Raw genomic sequence first — 18,776 nt, 5'->3', positions numbered from 1 at the left:
GTCTCCTTAAGTTTCATTCAATTTCATACAATTTCATTCAAAAAACCGGGAAGTGATCGGGTAGCGCCAGTCGCGCCCAAAGCCGCGGTGCGTGACGCGGATGCCGACCGGCGACTGGCGCCGCTTGTATTCGTTGATCTTGATGAGCCGCGTCACGCGCGTCACGTCGGCCGCCGGATAGCCGGCCTCGATGATCTCGGCCACCGAGTGGTTCTCCTCCATATACATGCGCATGATGGCGTCGAGCACCTCGTAGGGCGGCAGCGAGTCCTGGTCGAGCTGGTTCTCGCGCAGCTCGGCCGACGGCCCGCGCGTGAGGATGCGCTGCGGGATCACGTCGCCGACGCCGTTGCGGTAGTCGCACAGACGGTACACCAGCGTTTTGGCGATGTCCTTGATGACCGCGAAGCCGCCCGCCATGTCGCCGTACAGGGTGCAGTAGCCGACCGCCATCTCGCTCTTGTTGCCGGTCGTGAGCACGATGCTGCCATGCTTGTTCGACAGCGCCATGAGCAGCGTGCCGCGGATGCGGGCCTGGATGTTCTCTTCGGTCGCGTCCTCCTTCAGGCCGGCGAATTCGGCCGCCAGCGTGGCGCCGAACGCGTCGACGCAGGCGCCGATCGGGATCTCGTCGTAGCGCACGCCGAGCCGCGCGACCATCTCGCGCGAATCGATCCACGAGATGTCGGCCGTGTAGCGCGACGGCATCATCACCGCGCGCACCTTGTCGGCGCCTAGCGCGTCGACCGCGATGGCCAATGTGAGCGCCGAGTCGACCCCGCCCGACATCCCGATCAGCACACCGGGAAAGCCGTTCTTGCCGATGTAGTCGCGCACCCCCAGCACCAGCGCCTGGTAGACCTGGGCCTCGAGCGCGAGCGGCTCGGGCAGCGCGTGCGCGAGCGGGCGCGCGCCGTCGAAGTCGACCACCAGCAGGTCCTCCTCGAAATGGCGCAGCTGCGCGCACAGCGCGCCGCCGGCGTCCATGACGAACGAGTCGCCGTCGAAAATGAGCTCGTCCTGCCCGCCCACCAGGTTCGCGTACACCAGCGACATGCCCTGCGCGCACACGTTCTGGCGCATGGTTTCGTAGCGCAGGTGCTGCTTGTTCATGTGGAAGGGCGAACCGTTCGGCACCAGCAGCACCTCGGCGCCGGCCGCCTTGGCGAGCGCGGGCGCGCGCATGAACCAGGTGTCTTCGCAGATGTTGACGCCGAAACCGACGCCCTTGACCGTAAATACGCACGGCGCCTCGCCCGGCGAAAAATAGCGCTTCTCGTCGAACACGGTGGTGTTGGGCAGCTCGTGCTTGTGATAGCTGCCGAGCACACGGCCGTCGGCCAGCACGCTCGCGCTGTTGTGGCGCGCGCCGGTGGCCGCGTCCATCGACGGATGGCCGACCACCACGTGCAGGCCGGGGAACTGGGCCAGCTCGGCGACCAGGGCGGCCAACGTCTCGCGCGTTTTTGCGTAAAATGCATTGCGCAGCAGGAGATCTTCGGGCGGGTAGCCGACCAGCGACAGCTCCGGGGTCAGCACGATGTCGGCGCCGGCGGCGGCGGCGCGGCTGGCCCACTGCACGATCTTGGCGCTGTTGCCGGCGAGGTCGCCGACGGTGCTGTTCATTTGGACGATGGCGACTTTGACTGTCATGACGGCGTAGCAGTGAGCTTAAAAGAGTGAGATTAAAAACGTGAGCTTAATAGCGTGGGCTTAATAGCGTGGGCTTAAAAGCGTGAGCTAAAAAGGTTGAGTTAAAAAACAACCAAAAAAAATGGGAAGTCAGCGCGCATGGATGCATTACCGACAAAAGTGGATTATCGCACGCATATCGTATCTTCTCTTTCCGAGATCGGGCAGGCGGCTTGGGACGCGCTCGCCGCCGCCCAGCCCGATCCCAATCCCTTCGTCTCGTTCGCCTTTCTGCACGCGCTGCACGAGTCGGGCGGCGCCTGCACCGAGACCGGCTGGCAGCCGCAGTTCGTCGCGCTCTACGACGGCGCCGAGCTGGCCGCCGCCATGCCGCTGTACGTCAAGATGCATTCCTACGGCGAGTACGTGTTCGACTGGGCCTGGGCCGACGCCTACCAGCGCAACGGGCTCGACTACTATCCCAAGCTGCTCTCGGCGATCCCGTTCACGCCCGTGACGGGCCCGCGGCTGCTGGCGCGCGACGCCCACGCGCGCGCCGCCCTGCTCGCTGTGCTGCGCGCCACCCAGGAGGCCAGCGCCGTCTCGTCGACCCACATCCTGTATCCGCCGGCAGACCAGGTGCGGCAGTTGGCCGACGCCGGCTTCATGCTGCGCAGCGGCGTGCAGTTCCATTGGCTCAACGCGGGCTACGACAACTTCGAGCAGTTCCTCGCCACGCTCGAGCACAAGAAGCGCAAGAACATCCGCGCCGAGCGGCGCAAGGTGCGCGAGGCGGGCGTGACGCTGCGGCGCGTGCGCGGGCTCGACGCCAGCGGGGACGACTGGCGCCTGTTCCACCGCTGCTACGAGCACACCTACGCCGCGCACCGCTCGACGCCCTACCTGAACCTCGATTTTTTCCTGCGCATCGGGCGCACGATGGCGCACAACATCCTGCTCGTGATCGCCGAACGGGGCGGCCACGCGATCGCCGCCTCGCTCGTGATCCACAGCGAGCGCACCCTGTTCGGGCGCTACTGGGGGGAACTCGAACACGTGCCCTGCCTGCATTTCGAGGCCGCGTACTACCAGCCGCTCGAGTTCTGCATCGAGCAAAAAATCGCCGTGTTCGAGGGCGGCGCGCAGGGCGAGCACAAGATGGCGCGCGGCTTCCTGCCGACCCGCACCTGGTCGGCCCACTGGCTGGCCCACCCGGCGTTTGCCGACGCCATCGAGCGCTTCCTTGAGCGCGAGAACGGCGGCATCGACGACTATCTCGACGAACTCGACGACCGCAATCCCTTCCTCAAGCGCCCGCCCGGCGCCTGATTTCCGGCCCCGCTTGCCGCCCGGCTCCTCCTGATTCATCCGTTGAAGTCCACTAGTGCCGGGCCCGGTTGTGTGGTTTTTGATCCACTGCGATTGATTCACATCAAGGCCGAACCAACTCGCCCCGCGCCGACCCTCGCCGGCGGGCAAGCTGCTTACGCATCGCAGGAGCCGGCGCCCGGCCGTACGCAAAAACAGGTTTGGGCGCCACCGTGTGCAATTTTGCACACAGGCCGTGCAAGCCTCTGTCTTTCAGAGAGTGGCTAAAGCGTGCACACTCCATCGCATTGCATAAATGACCCGCAATACAATAACAACTGAAGGAGATCGTAATGCGTTTGACCAGGAAACAGAAGATCATGCTGCGTCGTTCCATGGCCGTTGTGATGGGCCTGCCCGCCATCGCCGTTCCAACGGGCGCCTATGCCCAGGTTGAAGCCGCGCCAGCGGCCACCAGCGGGATGGAAAAGGTCGTAGTGACGGCGCGCCGCCGCGCCGAATTGATCCAGGACGTGCCCGGCGCCGTCAGTGCGATTTCCGGCGCAGATCTCGAAAAGCGCGCCATTCCGGACATTACCGCCCTCGCCGATCTGGTGCCCGGCACCACGCTCAAAACCTCGCGCGCCACCAACACGACGCTGACCGCCTTCATCCGCGGCATCGGCCAGCAAGATCCGGTCGCCGGCTACGAGCAGGGCGTCGGCGTCTACCTCGACGACGTCTACCTGGCCCGCCCGCAGGGCGCGCTGACCGACATCTACGACCTCGAACGCATCGAAGTGCTGCGCGGCCCGCAAGGCACGCTGTACGGCCGCAACACCATCGGCGGCGCCATCAAGTACGTCACGCGCCGGCTGTCGAACAAGCCGACCTTCGAATTCAAGGGCGCGCTCGGCAACTACGGCCAGCAGGACGTCCTGTTCAAGGGCAGCATGCCGATCAACGAGATGATCCGCATCGGCGCCAGCGTGGCCAGCTTCAACCGCGACGGCTTCGGCAAGAACGTCATCACGGGCCAGGACAATTACAACAAGGAAGTCGGCGCCGCCCGCGTCAGCATCGAAGCGACGCCGACCGCGGACCTGTTCATCCGCCTCGCCGCCGACAAAACCGACGACGATTCGCTGCCGCGCCACGGCTACCGCCTGACCGCCGGCCCCGCGCCTACCAACTACGCTCCGCTGCCGGGCGATTACGACACCCGCGCCAACCTGTACAAGGTGCTCGGCCACGACCAGGAAGTGGTCAACAAGGGCGTCTCGCTGCTGGTCGATTACACCATCAATTCCGATCTGTCGTTCAAGTCGATCAGCGCGCGCCGTTCCTCGAAGTCGTACTCACCGATCGACTTCGATTCGCTCGACACCCCGCTGTTCGAAGCGCCGACCATCTACAGCGACAAGCAGACCAGCCAGGAACTCCAGTTCACCTACACCGGGTCCAAATTCCAGGGCGTGGCCGGGGTGTTCTTCATGAAGACCAACGCCTTCAACGAATTCGACGTGCTCTACAACGTGGCCGGCGGCCTGGCGCTGTACACGCTCGACGATATCGACGGCAAGTCGGCAGCGGCCTTCGCCGACATCAGCTACTCGCTGTCGGACACGTTCAACATCAACGTCGGCGGACGCTTCACCGAAGACGAACGCAAGGCGCGCATCTACAAGCGCACCTACCTGGGCCTGGCCGGATCGCCCACGCTGGGCAATCCGAACGCCATTCCCGCCGCTGCGCCGAACACCGACATGAGCAAAAGCGACCTCAATCGCAAGGACACCAAGTTCACGCCGAAACTCGGCTTCGGCTGGAAGATGGCGCCCGAACACAATCTGTACGGCACCTACTCGGAAGGCTTCAAGGGCGGCATGTACGATCCGCGCATGGACTTGGCGGCCACGGGAGGCCCGAACACCCCCGCTTCGCTGATCAAGCGCCAGGGCGTCAACCCCGAGGAAGTCGCGTCGATTGAACTGGGTCTGAAGTCGAACATGATGGGCGCGCGCCTGCAAACCAATATGGCGGTGTTCTACACCGACTACAAGGAAGTGCAGATCCCCGGCTCCGTCCCGACCTTCAACGCGCAGGGTGTCGTGACCGGCTTCGCAGGCTTGCTAACCAATGCCGGCAAGGCGAAGATCAGGGGTATCGAGCTCGAAGCGATCGCCCGCGTCACCAACCAGCTGACCGTGAGCGGCATGTACAGCCACATCGACGCCCAGTACAAGGAGTGGATGGTGTCGAACGGCACCGCGCTGGTCAATGTCGCCAATTCGGCCGAATTCCAGAACACGCCGAAGAACAGCGGCAACCTGGCAGTCAATTACGAGTGGCCGCTGGCATTTGGCGGCAACAAGGGCACCCTGAGCTTGAACAACAACCTCTCGTACAAGAGCAAGGTGTACCAGACTGAAATCATCAAGCCGGCCGGGGTGCCAAGTCTCGACGCGGCGGTCGTGCCGAACCTGATGCTGGCCCAGGAAGGCTACTCGCTGTGGGATGCAGGCCTGGTGTGGACCAGCGCCGACCGCAAGGTCCAGGTCGGCCTGCACGGGCGCAACCTGACCGACAAACGCTACAAGGTCGCGGGCTATAATTTCGCCGGCTTCTTCAACACTGTGACCACATTCTACGGCGACCCACGCACCGTGAAGTTGACGCTCGGCCTGAAGTTCTAAGGCGCGGCGCATAAAGAAAGGGGGAGGACGATTAATCGTCCTCCCCCTTTTTCATGTCCAGTGTTTTAAACGTCCATCCGCGGACACGCCAGCAAGCACACCTGCATGGAAACGGCTACCCCTTGCGCGTGCGCGGCAGCGGCAGCGCCACAGGCGCCGGGCCGCCGTTGACGAACAGGCCGGGCTGCGCGTCGGCATACTCGCGCAGCAAATTCCACACCGTCCTGACCCGGGGCAGCCGGTACAGGTCCACCGGCGCCACCAGCCAGTACGAGCGCTCGGCAAACACTTCGTGCTGCAGCACCGGCACCAGGCGCCCGTCTTCTGGAATCACGTAGGGCGGCGCCATCATCAGTCCCAGCCCGGCCGCCGCCGCCTCGGCCTGCGCCATCATGCCGGTGCAGCACAGGCGCCGGCGCGGCACGAAACCGAGTTCGTCGAGAAAATTGAGCTCGTTGCTGGCCAGCCGGTCCTGCACGTAGTCGACAAAGTCGTGTTCGGCCAGATCGGCCTGGCGCAGGATCGGCCGATGGCGCGCCAGGTAGGCCGGCGAGGCGTACAGGTACAGCCGGAACGACACCAGCCGCGTCACCATGTAGCGACCCGTGCTGGGCGCGTCGAGCATCACGCCGAGGTCGGCCTCGCGGTTGGCCAGGTTGGCAAAGCGCGGCTGCACCAGCAAGTCGATCGACAGGTCGGGATGCCCCTGCAAAAAGCGCGACAGCAGCGGCGTGATCACGCGCACCCCGAGCGCCTCCGGCACGCCCAGGCGCACGACGCCACGCACCTCGATCTGGTTGCCGCTCAACTGGTCCTGCGCCGCCAGCGCCGCGCTTTCCATCACTTCCGCGTGCGGCATCAGGGCCAGGCCCATTTCGGTCAGTTCGTAGCCCTCGCGCGAGCGGTCGAACAGGGTCGACCCCAACTGCGCTTCAAGGCGGTCGATGCGGCGCGCCACCGTCGTGTGTTCGACCTCGAGCCGGCGCGAGGCGCCCGACAAGGTGCCGGCGCGCGCGAGCTCGAGGAAGTAGCGCAGGTCCGTCCATTCAGGCAATGTCTTCATGCGGACCATTGTGCATCAATGCACAATCAGCTGGCAATTATTTACTTACGCCCGGAACGGGGGGGCACGCGAATTTCGACATGGATCAATCTGGATCATGCCCTGGCCCGGGCGTGGGCCGGGCGTTGGCATTGCGCTTGTGCATAAATGCACAAAGGGTGTTCGCGCAGTTCCCTTCCGCCGCATAGCCATTTGGCGCACACTGCTTGGCATGCGAAACCTGCGCCACTTACATCCATAGACTGGTCCAACGTGTCCCCATTTACCGAAACGACTTACACCAGTAGCGACGGCCTCCAGCTGTATGCGCGCGATTACGCGCCTGCCAGCGGGCCGGCGCGACTGCCGGTCATTTGCATCCACGGACTTACCCGCAATTCGGCCGACTTCGAAGAACTGGCCCCGTGGATCGCCAGCCAGGGGCGCCGCGTGCTCGCCGTCGACGTGCGCGGGCGCGGCAACTCGGCCTTCGATCCCGATCCCTCGCATTACAACGCGATGGTCTACGCCACCGACATCATCAATCTGGCGCACGCCCTGGGCATCGCGCGCGCCGTGTTCGTCGGCACCTCGATGGGCGGCATCATCACCATGACGGTCGCGCTGCGCCGCAGCAGGCTGATCAGCGCGGCCATCCTCAACGACATCGGCCCCGTGCTCGCGCAACAGGGGCTCGAGCGGATCACCGCGTACGCGGGCAAGGGCTGCGCGCTCGAATCCTGGGACGCGGCGGCCAACTACTGCAAAACCATCAACGAGAGCGCGTTTCCCGAAAACCCCTCGGACGAGTGGACCAAATGGGCGCATCGCGCGTTCATTGAAAACGAACAAGGACAGCTCGTGTTGCGGTACGATCCGAACATCGCAAGCGCGCTGCAAAACGGCAAAATCAAGACCAGCTCGATTATCGCCAAGCTGGCGTTCCGGCGGCTGGCGCGCAAGCGCCCCACCCTGCTGGTGCGCGGCGCCCTGTCCGACCTGGTCGGGCCGGACGAGGCGAGCTACATGCGCAGCGTCGCCCCGGCCCTGCAGTACGCCGAGGTGCCCAATGTGGGCCACGCGCCGATGCTGACCGAGGCGCCGGCGCGCGAGGCGATACGCAAATTTTTGTCGCAGGTCGATTAGGGCCGCGACGTCCGCATTTAGATTACAAGTGACGAAACTGGAGACACCATGAACAAAACCAATCTGATCGCGGCGGCCCTGCTGGCCGCCTTCGCCGCCGGCGCGCCGGTCCAGGCGCTGGCCGCCGGCCCCGACCTCAAGGTCGCCCTGATCGCCGGCAAGACCGGCATGCTCGAAGCCTACGCCAAGGAGACCGAGACCGGCTTCATGATGGGCCTCGAGTACCTCACCGGCGGCAAAATGGAGATCAACGGGCGCAAGCTCAAGGTCATCGTCAAGGACGACCAGAGCAAGCCGGACCTGGGCCGCACGCTGCTGGCCGAGGCCTACGGCGACGACAAGGTCGACATCGCGGTCGGCACCTCCTCGTCCGGCTCGGCCATCGCGATGCTGCCGGTGGCGCTCGAATACAAGAAGGTGCTCATCGTCGAGCCGGCCGTGGCCGACGCGATCACGGGCGACAAATGGAACCGCTACATCTTCCGCACCTCGCGCAGCTCGATGCAGGACGGGCTGGCCGCGGCCAGCACCCTCAAGGGCGGCAGCGTGGCCTTCCTGGCGCAGGACTACGCCTTCGGACGCGACGCCATCAAGGCCGGCAAGGACGCCCTGAAGGCGACCGGCAGCAAGGCCGTGGTGGTGCACGAGGAGTACGCGCCGCAGACCACCAGCGACTTCACGGCATCGGCCCAGCGCATCTTCGCCGCGCTCAAGGACAAGCCGCAGCCGCGCGTGCTCGGCATCGTATGGGCCGGCCCGAACCCGATGAACAAGATCGCCGACATGCACCCCGAGCGCTACGGCATCGCGCTGGCCCCGGGCGGCAACATCCTGCCGGTGCTCAAAACCTGGAAGAGCTACCCGGGCATCGAGGGCACGATCTACTACTACTACGCCTTCCCCAAAAACAAGATGAACGACTGGCTCGTCTCCGAGCACACCAAGCGCTACAAGGCGCCGCCCGACATGTTCACCGCCGGCGGTTTCGCCGCCGCCAGCGCGGTGGTCAGCGCGCTGGCCAAGGCCGGCTCGGGCGACTCCGAAAAACTCATCGCCGCGATGGAGGGGCTCGAGTTCGACACCCCGAAGGGCAAGATGAAGTTCCGCAAGGAGGACCACCAGGCGCTGCAATCGATGTACCACTTCCGCATCAAGAAGGACCAGAAGAACGAATGGGACCTGCTCGAGCTGGTGCGCGAAATCCCGGCCTCCGAACTGCCGCTGCCGGTCAAGAACAAGCGATGAAACCGAACGACGGCGCAACCCCGTCCCTGTCCACCCGCGACCTGACCATCCGCTTCGGCGGCCATGTCGCGGTCGACCGGGTCACGGCGGACTTCTTTTCCGGCACCCTGACCGTCATCGTCGGCCCCAACGGCGCCGGCAAGACCACCTACTTCAACCTGATGTCGGGCCAGTTGCCGGCCAGCTCGGGCACGGTGCACCTCGGCGGCGCCGACATCACGCGCCTGGGCGCGGCGCGCCGCACCACGATGGGCATCGGGCGCGCGTTCCAGCTCACCAACCTGTTCCCGAACCTGACCGTGATCGAAAACGTGCGCCTGGCCGTGCAAAGCCGCGCCAGGCTCGGGTTGAACATGTTCTCGGTCTGGTTCGGCCACCAGGAGCTCATCGCGCGCGCCGAGCACTACCTCGAGCGCGTGGCGCTGCAGGAGCGGCGCGCCTCGTACGTGGCGGCGCTCTCGCACGGCGACAAGCGCAAGCTCGAGGTCGCCATCCTGCTCGCGCTCGAGCCGTCCGTGATGATGTTCGACGAGCCGACCGCCGGCATGAGCGTCGACGAGGTGCCGGTCGTGCTCGAGCTGATCGAGCAGGTCAAACGCGAGCGCAACAAGACCATTTTGCTCGTCGAGCACAAGATGGACGTGGTGCGCCAGCTGGCCGACCGCATCATCGTGCTGCACAACGGCGCCCTCGTGGCCGACGGCAATCCGGCCGAGGTCATGGCCTCGGCGATCGTGCAGGAGGCCTATCTTGGCACTGGAAGCGTACAACATGTCTGAACCATTACTGACCCTCTCGGGGGTCCACACCCACATCGGCCAGTACCACATCCTGCAGGGCGTCGAGCTGGCCGTGCCGCGCGGCTCGCTGACCGTCCTGCTGGGACGCAACGGCGCCGGCAAGACCACCACCTTGCGCACCATCATGGGACTGTGGCAGGCCAGCGCCGGCAGCGTGACCTTCGACGGGCGCGCCATCGGCGCCATGTCCACGCCCGACATCGCGCGCGCCGGCATCGCCTACGTCCCCGAGAGCATGGCCGTGTTCTCCGAGCTGACGGTGCGCGAGAACCTGCTGCTGGCCGCGCGCGGCGGCGCCCCCGACGGCGCGCGGCTGGACTGGATCTTCGGCTTCTTCCCGGCCCTTAAAAAATTCTGGAACTATCCGGCCGGCAACCTGTCGGGCGGCCAGAAGCAGATGGTGGCGATCGCGCGCGCCATCGTCGAGCCGCGCAAGCTGCTGCTCATCGACGAGCCGACCAAGGGCCTAGCCCCGGCCATCATCGACAGCCTGATCGCCGCCTTCCGCGAGCTCAAGGCCGGCGAGACCACGATCTTGCTGGTCGAGCAGAACTTCAACTTCGTCAAGAACCTCGGCGACAACGTCTGCGTCATGGACGACGGCCGCATCGTGCACGCCGGCGCCATGGCCGATCTGGTCGCCGACGAGGCCCTGCAACAACGCCTGCTCGGGCTCTCGCTCGCCGCCCACCAGTAGCCCAACCTTAGGACAATGAACGTGACCGCTCAAACCCCGGTGCTGCCACCGACCACCGCGCTGCCGCCGGCCGCGCCGCCGTCCGACGCGGCGCTGCCGTCGGCCCCGCGCGACCTCGCGCCCCTGCTGCTGGTGCCCGCCCTGATGCTGCTGATGCTGCCGCTGGTGGGCAGCTTCCCCATCTGGCTCACCCTGACCGTGGCCGGGCTGGCCATGGGCATGATGATCTTCATCATGGCCAGCGGCCTCACGCTCGTGTTCGGGCTCATGGACGTGCTCAACTTCGGCCACGGTGCCTTTGTGGCGGTCGGCGCCTACGCCGCCACCATGGTGCTGCTGCCGATGCAGAACATGCTCGAGATCGACTCGCTGCCGCTCAACCTGGGCGTGCTGGCGCTCGCGATCGGGGTCGCCATGCTCACCACCGCCGTGCTCGGCTGGGCGTTCGAGCGCATCATCATCGCGCCCGTCTACGGCCAGCACCTCAAGCAGATCCTGATCACCATGGGCGGCATGATCGTGGCCGAGCAACTCATCAACGTGATCTGGGGCGCCGAGCAGATCGCGCTGCCGCTGCCGGCCAGCCTGCGCGGCGCCATCCTGTTCGGCGACGCCGCGGTCGAAAAATACCGGCTGGTGGCGGTCGTCATCGGGCTGGTGGTGTTCGCGGCCATGTTCCTGGTCCTGAACCGCACCAAGATCGGCCTGTTGATCCGGGCCGGCGTCGAGAACCGCGAGATGGTCGAGGCGCTCGGCTACCGCGTCCGGCGCCTGTTCGTGGCCGTGTTCGCGGCCGGCTCGGCGCTCGCCGGCCTGGGCGGCGTGCTGTGGGGCCTGTACAAGGAGTCGCTGACGGCGGCCATGGGCAGCGAGATCATGGTGATGATCTTCATCGTGATCATCATCGGCGGGCTCGGCTCGGTCGGCGGCTGCTTCATCGGCGCGCTGCTGATGGCGCTGGTGGCCAACTACGCCGGCTTCCTCGCGCCCAAGGTGGCGCTGATCTCCCACATCATCCTCATGATCGCCATCTTGCTGTGGCGTCCCGCCGGACTCTACTCCGGCAGCCGGCGCTAGGAAAACCCCATGCTCAAACAAATCCTCTCGGGCGACATGCCCCGCAGCCGCACCCTCGGCCTGACCCTGCTGCTCATCTTCCTCGGGCTGGCGTTCGCGCCCTTTTTGACGAGCGGCGCGCGCCCGCTCAACACCGCCGCCACGATCTGCGTCTACATCGTGCTGGTGGCCTCGTACGACCTGCTGCTCGGCTACACCGGCATCGTCTCGTTCGCGCACACCATGTTCTTCGGGATCGGCGCCTACGGCGTCGGGCTCGCGCTGGCCAGCGCGGCCGACCCGACCTGGCTGGCCACCATCGGCGGGCTGCTGCTCGCGCTGCTGCTCGCGCTCGCGCTCTCGCTCGTGGTCGGGCTGTTCGCGCTGCGCGTGCGCGCCATTTTCTACGCCATGATCACGCTCGCGGTGGCGTCGGCCTTCGCGGTGCTGGCCTCGCAGCTGTCGGACTTCACCGGCGGCGAGGACGGCAAGACCTTCGGCGTGCCCGAGCTGCTCACGCCCGGCTTCAAGCTGTTCGACTTCGAGTTGTTCGGGCGCTCCCTCGACGGCAAGCTGATCACCTATTACATCGTCTTCGGCGGCTGCCTGGCACTGTTCCTGTTCCTGCTGCGGGTGGTCAATTCGCCGTTCGGCCGGGTGCTGCAGGCGATCCGCGAAAACGAGTTCCGCGCCGAGGCGCTCGGCTACCGCACCATGGTCTACCGGGTCTGGGCCAACGTGATCGCCGCGCTGGTGGCGGCGCTGGCCGGCGCCCTGATGGCGCTGTGGCTGCGCTACGTGGGGCCCAAAACCATGCTCGGCTTCGAGGTCATGACCGACATCCTGCTCATCGTCGTCATCGGCGGCATGGGCACGATGTACGGCGCGGTGGTCGGCGCGACCCTGTTCATCATCGCCCAGAACTATCTCAAGTCGCTCATGGCGGCCGGCTCCGAGGCGGCGGCGGGGCTGCCGATGCTGGCCGCGGCGCTGCACCCGGACCGCTGGATGCTGTGGCTCGGCGTGCTGTTCGTGCTCTCGATTTACTTCTTCCCGTACGGGATAGTGGGCAAGCTGCGCATGCTCGGGTTCAAACCCGGGCCCAAGCCCGGCTGACGATGCCCGCCCCGTGCGCGCGCGGCCCGTTTCGGGCCGCGTTTTTTTTTGCCGCCGGAACATCGAAGAAATATCAAGGTTCGATCTTTTTCAGGTCATATTATTCAGTGAGCAATGGGCCCACGGCCTGCCTTCCAGCGCGTGGACACATGCGACCACTTTCCCTGGAGGAGCCATGACTGACGAAACCAACTTTGCGTGCGGCCCGCGGGCGCGCCCGCCAACGCGCGCGCGCGCCGCGCTGCTTGCCGTCGCGGCGGCCATCCTGATCCCCGGTGTGGGCGCGGCGCAGCAGCCGGGCATCGTGGTCGTGCGCGACGCCGACACCGGCCAGCTGCGCCCGCCCACCCCGGGCGAACTCAAAAAACTGCGCGCCCAGGAGAAGCTGATGCTGCCGCCGGCCTCCAAGCCGGTGCTCAAAAAGCGCGCCGACGGCAGGTCGCAGATGCGGCTCGGCGAGAGCGCGATGGTCTACTCGGTGGTCACCCGCGGCGCCGATGGCAAGCTCGTCGTCGACTGCCTGACCGGCAGGGAGGCGGCCGAGGCGGCCGCCGCCGTCACCAAGGAACCGGTGGCCCGCGCCGCCAAGGGGAGCGGCCATGACACCAAATAATCTGCGCCGCCTGCGCCAGGCCGCCGCGCTGGTGCTGCTCGCTTGCGCGCTCGGCGGCGCCAGCGCCGCCGCCAAGATCACCATCGTCAACACCAACGAGCCCGGGGTCGGATTCAACGACCCGACCCCGGTGGCGCCCATCGGCGGCAACAAGGGCACCACGCTGGGCCAGCAGCGCCTGCTCGCGTTCCAGCACGCGGCCGGCATCTGGGCCGCCACGCTCACGAGCAAGGTGGCGGTGCGCGTCGGCGCCTCGTTCGTGCCGCTCGCCTGCACCGCCGACAGCGCGGTGCTCGGCTCGGCCGGCGCGAACGACATCTTCGCCGACTTCCCCAACGCTCCCAAGCCCGACACCTGGTACCCGAGCGCGCTGGCGAGCAAGCTCGCCGGGGTCGACCAGGCCGACCCGGGGGAGCCGCACATCCGGGCGCGCTTCAATTCGCGCCTCGGGCTGTTCTCCGATTGCATGCCCGGCAACCCGTTCTATCTGGGCCTCGACAGCAAGCATGGCACCCAGATCGACCTGGTCGCGGTGCTGCTGCACGAGATGGCGCACGGCCTGGGCTTCCAGACCTTCACCGACGGCCAGAGCGGCGAGCGCGCCGGCGGCAAGCCGTCGGTGTGGGACCACTTCATGCTCGACAACCGCAGCGACAAGTTGTGGCTGGCCATGGACGACGCCGAGCGGCGCGCCTCGGCCACAAGCGGCGACGGCCTGTCCTGGAACGGCGCCAACGTGAGCGGCGCGGTGCCGTTCGTGCTGGCTCCCAAATCGAACCTGGCCGTCGGCGGGCCGGCCGCCGGCGGGGCGGCGGGCAACTACGATGTGGGCGACGCCAGTTTCGGCCCGGCGCTGGGCATGAACGCGGTGACCGGGCAGCTCATGCCGGTGGCCGGGCAAGCCGGCTCCGAGGGGCTCGCGTGCACCGTCCTCAACGAGGCCAACGCGCTGGCCGTGAAGGACAACATCGCGCTCGTCGAGCGCGGCGGCTGCGCCTTCACCGACAAGGCCAGGCACCTGCAGCAGGCCGGCGCGCGCGCGATGATCGTGGCCGACAACGCCCCCGGGGCCGTCACCGGCCTCGGCGGCGAAGACCCGACCGTCGTGATTCCCGCCGTGCGCATCACGCAGCAGGCCGGCGCGGCGCTCAAGGCGCGCCTGCTCGCACACAACGGGACCGCCTCGGGCGTCGTCGCCAGCCTCGGCATCAACCCGGACCGGCTGGCCGGCACCGACCACCTGCGGCGCTTACTGCTGTTCACGCCGGCGGAGTACTCGCCGGGCTCGTCGGTGTCGCACTTCAGCTCGGACGCCAAGCGGAACCAACTCATGGAACCGTCCATCAACGACGATTTGAAGCAGGCGCTGGTGCCGCCGTTCGACCTGACCACGCCCCTGCTCAAGGACATCGGCTGGTGACGGTTGCCAAGCAAGACTGAAAAGGGACGCCCGGTCATCGTGGCGGCCCTTTTTTTGCGGCGGCGCCGCGCCGTCCGGAACCGGACAACAGCGCTGTCCGCTATCGAACACCGGCCGCGCCACGTCCGCCGCGCCACGCCACGAAAAAAAAGGGGCCGGACGCGCGAGCGGCCGGCCCCTCCTTTTCCGCGGCGCGGAAATTACGCCACGAGTTCCTTGTTGAACGCGGCGATGCCCGACATGATCTCGGCTTTCGCCTCCTCGGGACCGGCCCAGCCCTCGATCTTGACCCACTTGCCCACTTCGAGGTCCTTGTAGTGCTCGAAGAAATGCTGGATCTGGCGCAGGCGCAGCTCGTTCATGTCCTCCGGCTTTTGCCAGTGGCTGTAGATCGACAGGATCTTGTCAACAGGCACGGCCAGGATCTTGGCGTCGCCGCCGGCCTCGTCCGTCATCTTGAGCACGCCGATGGCGCGGCAGCGCACCACCACGCCGGGGATCAGCGGGAACGGGGTGATCACGAGCACGTCGCACGGGTCGCCGTCGTCGGAGATGGTGTTCGGCACGTAGCCGTAGTTGCACGGGTAGTGCATCGCGGTTTCCATGAAGCGGTCGACGAAAATCGCGCCCGACTCCTTGTCCACCTCGTACTTGATCGGATCGGCGTTCATCGGGATTTCGATGATGACGTTGAAATCGTTCGGCACGTCGCGGCCGGAGGAGACTTTATTCAAACTCATGGGATTCCTTGGTGACTGGCAATGGCAATTGCGGAATTATAACCAAAAAACGGGGCCATTGGTGCGGCGCAGCAATGAAATCGCCGCCCGGCGCAACGTTCCGCTACACGATGCTGGCCAATGCGCACTGGCGGAAATGGACCGCCGCCTCCTCTTGCTGGCCGAGCGCGTCGTGCATCTGCGCCAGTTTGAGGTGGGCCTCGCGCACCACGCGCGCCTCGCCCGCGTCCGACAGGGCCCGCTCCAGATAGCGCTGGGCCTTGCCCCACAGCTTTTGCTTGAGGCACAGCGTGCCGAGCGTGAGCGCCAGCTCCGGGTCGTTCGGATGCTGCTTGATCCAGGTTTCGCAACGCTCGATCTGGGCCAGCAGCGGGGGCGAGCCGGCCGCCGGCGCGGCGTCGCGGTAGGCGCGCACCACGCGGGCGTCCCACTCCACGGCCAGCGAGGCCTCGGCCGTCAGGCGCGCCTCGTCGTGCAGGCCGCGCGCGCTGAGCGCGGCGGCGGCGCGCGCGGCGATGTACGGCTTGACCCGGTCGGCGCCGGGCACGCCCGACCAGACCCGCATGATCGACTCGGCGTCGTGCGAGGGGTCCGACAGCAGCGCGTCGTAGGCCAGCTCACGCAGGCGCGCCGAGAGCGCCGGATGGAGCGCCTTGTGCTTGTCGAGCGAACGCACCAGGCGCAGCACCTCGGGCCAGTTCTTGGCCTGCTGGTGCGCCTTCATCGACCATTGCAGCGCGTGGATGTGGCGGGTGCCGCTGGCGGTCAGCTCGGCGACCGCCTCGAGCGCGGCCTCGGGCTGGTGGTCGTCGACCAGCAGCTCGGTGACGGTCATCAGGCGCGCGGTCTTCATCGCATTGTCGCGCACGATGCCGGCCAGCCAGCTGTCGCGCCGCGCCGATTGGCGCATGCGGTGCGCCGCGCGCGCGCCGATCAGGGCGGCCAGGCCGGCGTTCTCGGGCAGTTCGGCGGCGCGCATGGCGGCCTTCTCGGCGTGCCCGAAGCGGCCCTCGAACAGCGCCTTGAGCGCGTCGCGCAATCCCTTGTTGCCGTCACGCTCGCGCTTGCGCAGGCGGTAGGCGGCCACCCGCTTGGGCATGCTGATGGTGGCGCGGAAGGCGCGCACGGTCGCGTACATCAGGCCGAACAGCAGCACCGCGACGACCACGAAGAAGTTGAGCGACAGGTCGACCCGGTACGGCGGGTAGAAGAACACCACGTTGCCGGGGTTGAAACGCGCCGTCACGGCGATGCCGATGGCGGCGGCCATCAGCGCGACTAGCCAGAGGAGGAGGCGCATGGTTTAGGGCTTCGCTTTGTAGTTGCGCACCGCGTTGATGCTGTCGGACAGGGTCGGCATGTCGATCGCCAGGTCGTTGGCCTGCACCTGGCGCAGCGTGGCCTGGGTCGCCTGGGTGTCCCGGGCGCGCGTGTCGAAGTACCTGGCCAGCACCTGCTGGGCCGCGACGAGGTCGCCGCGGAAGGCCGCCTGGTTGCGCGCGAGCAGCGCCATGCGCGCGTTGAGCAGGCGCAGCTTGAGGTTCTCGCGCACGAAGTAGCCCTCGCTCGGGGCCAGCATCAGCACGTCGGGCTCGGTGACCTTGCGCACCCGGATCAGCTCGCGCACGTCGCTCCACATCTCGTTGCTCCAGTTGGTCCAGGTCTCCCTGGCGCGCGCGGCGTAGGTGCTCGCGGCCGAGGCCGGCGCCGGCGCGGCGCCGGCGGCCGGCTTGGGCGCGATCAGCGGCGCGACCGGGGCCGGCGTCTCGGCCGACAGCAGCGGCAGCCGGTCGACCCGTTCGATGGCCTGGTCGAGTTTGAGCGCGACCCCGGCCAGGTCGACCGAGGGCAGGCCCTTGAGGGTCTCGATGTCGCGCGCGATGGCGCGCCGGATCGAGATGAACTGCGGGGTGTCGGAGTGCGACAGCGAGCGGTCGGCGTTTTGCAGCGCGATCAGCGCGCCGGCCACGTTGCCGGCCAGTTGCAGCTGCTGGCTGGCGGTCGAGAGCACCTGTTCGATCTCGGCCAGCGCCCACTCGTCGCGGTTCTTCGACATGTCCTGGTACAGCTGCTCGAGCGCGATCTGCTGGCTTTGCGCCTCGAGCTGGCGCGTCTCGAGCACGCCGACCTTGGCCTGCAGCTCGCGCGTGTGGTCCTGCACCGTGCGCGCGAGGGTGCGCGCGGCGGCCACCTCGGCGGCGCTGGTGCGCAGGCCGTTGGCCATGTCCCGGCGCAGCTTGTTGAAGCGGTTGTGGGTCGACCAGGCCAGCGCGGCGAGCAGCACCACCAGCAGCACCACCACCAGCGGCATCCAGCGCTGCACGAACTCGGCCAGGGTGTCGGCGGGCAACGTGCGCGCCGGCGGCGCGGGGGCGGCGGGCGCGGGCGGCGCGGGGGCGGCGGCCGGAGGGGTTGGGGCTGGGGTGGCGGCGGCGGCGGGCGCGGCTGCGTTGGGTTCGGGTAGGTTGGGCGATTCGTTCATACTCATGATTGTAACGCGGCAAGCAGGCGGGCGTCGCCTGATCCGGTGAGGGTCAATTTGGTCAGCCCCAGCGCCCGCGCCGTTTCGGCGATGCGCGCGTGCGGCACGATCAGGTGTTGTTGTAGCAATTTTGCAACGCCGTCGACGGGTTCGGCCTGGCGCGCCAGCGCCGCCAGCCCGCGCAGCGCCTCGGAACTGGTGATGATCCAGTCGTTCGGGGCCGCGAGCAGGCGCCGCAGGGCCGCGCCCAGCTCGGCGCTCAGGGGCGGCGTGCTGCGCCGGTAGGCGGCCACGGTGTGGACCTCGGCGCCGGCCGCGCGCAGGCCGTCGGCCATCAGTTCGCGCCCGCTCTCGCCGCGCACGATGAGCACCTTCTTGCCGGCCAGCGCCGCCAGGTCGATCGAGCCGAGCAGGTTTTCGGAGTCGCTTCGGGCCGGGTCGGCCGGGCACAGGATGCGCGCGTTATGGTCCGTCACGCCGTGGCGCGCGAGCGCGGCGCGGCTGCCCTCGCCGAGCACCGCCAGCGCCACGCCCGCCGGCCAGCCGGCCAGGTGGGCGAAGGCGGCGTCGATCGCGTTGGGCGAGACGAAGGCGACGAGCGCGTAGGCCGGCAGGCCGGCCAGCACGGCGGCCAGCGCGCGCTGGTCGGGCAGCGGCGAGATCTCGAGCAGCGGCAGCACGACCACCTCGCGCCCGAGCGCGGCGACGCTGCGCGCGAGCGGCTCGGCCTGCGCGCGCGGGCGCGTTATGACGACCAGCGGTTCAGGCATCGGCGGCACCGGC

Annotated in this window: 16 protein-coding genes; 10 read left to right on the top strand and 6 right to left on the bottom strand. The window is 67.3% G+C overall.

Annotated features, from left to right (window positions below):
* Window positions 1-33: 33 nt before the first annotated feature.
* Window positions 34-1,653, bottom strand: coding sequence for an NAD+ synthase (locus C7C56_RS25635; protein WP_106760179.1), 1,620 nt, complete (start codon window positions 1,651-1,653; stop codon window positions 34-36).
* A gap of 138 nt (window positions 1,654-1,791) precedes the next feature.
* Between C7C56_RS25635 and C7C56_RS25630 the strand changes: the two genes are divergently transcribed.
* Both C7C56_RS25630 and C7C56_RS25625 read left to right on the top strand, forming a co-directional pair.
* Window positions 1,792-2,961: a GNAT family N-acetyltransferase gene (locus tag C7C56_RS25630; protein ID WP_106760178.1), complete on the top strand. Its 1,170-nt coding sequence runs from the start codon at window positions 1,792-1,794 to the stop codon at window positions 2,959-2,961.
* 359 nt (window positions 2,962-3,320) lie between these two features.
* Window positions 3,321-5,636: a TonB-dependent receptor gene (locus C7C56_RS25625; protein WP_229458999.1), complete on the top strand. Its 2,316-nt coding sequence runs from the start codon at window positions 3,321-3,323 to the stop codon at window positions 5,634-5,636.
* Window positions 5,637-5,751: 115 nt separating this feature from the next.
* Here C7C56_RS25625 and C7C56_RS25620 read toward each other — a convergent pair whose 3' ends face one another.
* A complete protein-coding gene (locus C7C56_RS25620; RefSeq protein ID WP_106760176.1) occupies window positions 5,752-6,699 on the bottom strand; it encodes a LysR family transcriptional regulator in 948 nt (315 codons plus the stop codon).
* Window positions 6,700-6,951: 252 nt separating this feature from the next.
* Between C7C56_RS25620 and C7C56_RS25615 the strand changes: the two genes are divergently transcribed.
* The 8 genes from C7C56_RS25615 (at window position 6,952) to C7C56_RS25580 (ending at window position 14,771) form a co-directional block, all read left to right on the top strand.
* Window positions 6,952-7,824 (top strand): alpha/beta fold hydrolase, encoded by an 873-nt coding sequence (locus C7C56_RS25615; RefSeq protein WP_106760175.1) that lies wholly within the window; start codon window positions 6,952-6,954, stop codon window positions 7,822-7,824.
* Between the two features lie 48 nt (window positions 7,825-7,872).
* Window positions 7,873-9,069: a substrate-binding domain-containing protein gene (locus tag C7C56_RS25610; RefSeq protein WP_106760174.1), complete on the top strand. Its 1,197-nt coding sequence runs from the start codon at window positions 7,873-7,875 to the stop codon at window positions 9,067-9,069.
* Window positions 9,066-9,848, top strand: coding sequence for an ABC transporter ATP-binding protein (locus C7C56_RS25605; RefSeq protein WP_106760173.1), 783 nt, complete (start codon window positions 9,066-9,068; stop codon window positions 9,846-9,848). The genes C7C56_RS25610 and C7C56_RS25605 overlap by 4 nt, the downstream gene beginning before the upstream one ends.
* Window positions 9,841-10,566 carry an ABC transporter ATP-binding protein gene (locus C7C56_RS25600; RefSeq protein WP_106760172.1) on the top strand — a complete coding sequence of 242 codons (726 nt, stop codon included), beginning with the start codon at window positions 9,841-9,843 and terminating at the stop codon, window positions 10,564-10,566. The genes C7C56_RS25605 and C7C56_RS25600 overlap by 8 nt, the downstream gene beginning before the upstream one ends.
* Window positions 10,567-10,587: 21 nt before the next feature.
* On the top strand, window positions 10,588-11,643 hold the full coding sequence (locus C7C56_RS25595; protein WP_370660248.1) for a branched-chain amino acid ABC transporter permease: 1,056 nt from the start codon (window positions 10,588-10,590) through the stop codon (window positions 11,641-11,643).
* Between the two features lie 9 nt (window positions 11,644-11,652).
* The gene (locus tag C7C56_RS25590; RefSeq protein WP_106760170.1) at window positions 11,653-12,738 is read left to right on the top strand and encodes a branched-chain amino acid ABC transporter permease; all 1,086 of its coding nucleotides are present in this window, start codon (window positions 11,653-11,655) and stop codon (window positions 12,736-12,738) included.
* Window positions 12,739-12,913: 175 nt separating this feature from the next.
* Window positions 12,914-13,351: a post-PEP-CTERM-1 domain-containing protein gene (locus tag C7C56_RS25585; RefSeq protein WP_106760169.1), complete on the top strand. Its 438-nt coding sequence runs from the start codon at window positions 12,914-12,916 to the stop codon at window positions 13,349-13,351.
* Window positions 13,338-14,771 (top strand): PA domain-containing protein, encoded by a 1,434-nt coding sequence (locus C7C56_RS25580; RefSeq protein ID WP_106760168.1) that lies wholly within the window; start codon window positions 13,338-13,340, stop codon window positions 14,769-14,771. The genes C7C56_RS25585 and C7C56_RS25580 overlap by 14 nt, the downstream gene beginning before the upstream one ends.
* Before the next feature lie 200 nt (window positions 14,772-14,971).
* Here the strand turns inward: C7C56_RS25580 and ppa are convergent, their stop codons facing one another.
* The 4 genes from ppa to C7C56_RS25560 form a co-directional block, all read right to left on the bottom strand.
* Window positions 14,972-15,511: an inorganic diphosphatase gene (gene ppa / locus C7C56_RS25575; protein ID WP_106760167.1), complete on the bottom strand. Its 540-nt coding sequence runs from the start codon at window positions 15,509-15,511 to the stop codon at window positions 14,972-14,974.
* Between the two features lie 103 nt (window positions 15,512-15,614).
* Window positions 15,615-16,811: a heme biosynthesis protein HemY gene (locus tag C7C56_RS25570; protein WP_106760166.1), complete on the bottom strand. Its 1,197-nt coding sequence runs from the start codon at window positions 16,809-16,811 to the stop codon at window positions 15,615-15,617.
* Window positions 16,812-16,814: 3 nt separating this feature from the next.
* Window positions 16,815-17,993 (bottom strand): uroporphyrinogen-III C-methyltransferase, encoded by a 1,179-nt coding sequence (locus tag C7C56_RS25565; RefSeq protein WP_106760165.1) that lies wholly within the window; start codon window positions 17,991-17,993, stop codon window positions 16,815-16,817.
* Window positions 17,994-17,995: 2 nt separating this feature from the next.
* Window positions 17,996-18,763, bottom strand: a complete 768-nt coding sequence (locus tag C7C56_RS25560; RefSeq protein ID WP_106760164.1) for a uroporphyrinogen-III synthase — start codon at window positions 18,761-18,763, stop codon at window positions 17,996-17,998.
* Between the last annotated feature and the right edge of the window lie 13 nt (window positions 18,764-18,776).

Origin of the sequence: Massilia glaciei, from assembly GCF_003011895.2 — a bacterium.
Lineage (GTDB): Bacteria > Pseudomonadota > Gammaproteobacteria > Burkholderiales > Burkholderiaceae_D > Telluria_A > Telluria_A glaciei.
This window is presented reverse-complemented; position numbering and strand designations above follow the sequence as displayed.

Excerpts from the sequence above, each read along its gene's own strand:
- C7C56_RS25580 (WP_106760168.1), top strand. The coding sequence starts at position 13,338 with ATGACACCAAATAATCTGCGCCGCCTGCGCCAGGCCGCCGCGCTGGTG.
- C7C56_RS25635 (WP_106760179.1), bottom strand. The coding sequence starts at position 1,653 with ATGACAGTCAAAGTCGCCATCGTCCAAATGAACAGCACCGTCGGCGAC.
- C7C56_RS25560 (WP_106760164.1), bottom strand. The coding sequence starts at position 18,763 with ATGCCTGAACCGCTGGTCGTCATAACGCGCCCGCGCGCGCAGGCCGAG.
- C7C56_RS25625 (WP_229458999.1), top strand. The coding sequence starts at position 3,321 with ATGCTGCGTCGTTCCATGGCCGTTGTGATGGGCCTGCCCGCCATCGCC.
- C7C56_RS25590 (WP_106760170.1), top strand. The coding sequence starts at position 11,653 with ATGCTCAAACAAATCCTCTCGGGCGACATGCCCCGCAGCCGCACCCTC.
- C7C56_RS25570 (WP_106760166.1), bottom strand. The coding sequence starts at position 16,811 with ATGCGCCTCCTCCTCTGGCTAGTCGCGCTGATGGCCGCCGCCATCGGC.
- ppa (WP_106760167.1), bottom strand. The coding sequence starts at position 15,511 with ATGAGTTTGAATAAAGTCTCCTCCGGCCGCGACGTGCCGAACGATTTC.
- C7C56_RS25605 (WP_106760173.1), top strand. The coding sequence starts at position 9,066 with ATGAAACCGAACGACGGCGCAACCCCGTCCCTGTCCACCCGCGACCTG.
- C7C56_RS25610 (WP_106760174.1), top strand. The coding sequence starts at position 7,873 with ATGAACAAAACCAATCTGATCGCGGCGGCCCTGCTGGCCGCCTTCGCC.
- C7C56_RS25585 (WP_106760169.1), top strand. The coding sequence starts at position 12,914 with ATGACTGACGAAACCAACTTTGCGTGCGGCCCGCGGGCGCGCCCGCCA.
- C7C56_RS25630 (WP_106760178.1), top strand. The coding sequence starts at position 1,792 with ATGGATGCATTACCGACAAAAGTGGATTATCGCACGCATATCGTATCT.
- C7C56_RS25600 (WP_106760172.1), top strand. The coding sequence starts at position 9,841 with ATGTCTGAACCATTACTGACCCTCTCGGGGGTCCACACCCACATCGGC.
- C7C56_RS25620 (WP_106760176.1), bottom strand. The coding sequence starts at position 6,699 with ATGAAGACATTGCCTGAATGGACGGACCTGCGCTACTTCCTCGAGCTC.
- C7C56_RS25565 (WP_106760165.1), bottom strand. The coding sequence starts at position 17,993 with ATGAACGAATCGCCCAACCTACCCGAACCCAACGCAGCCGCGCCCGCC.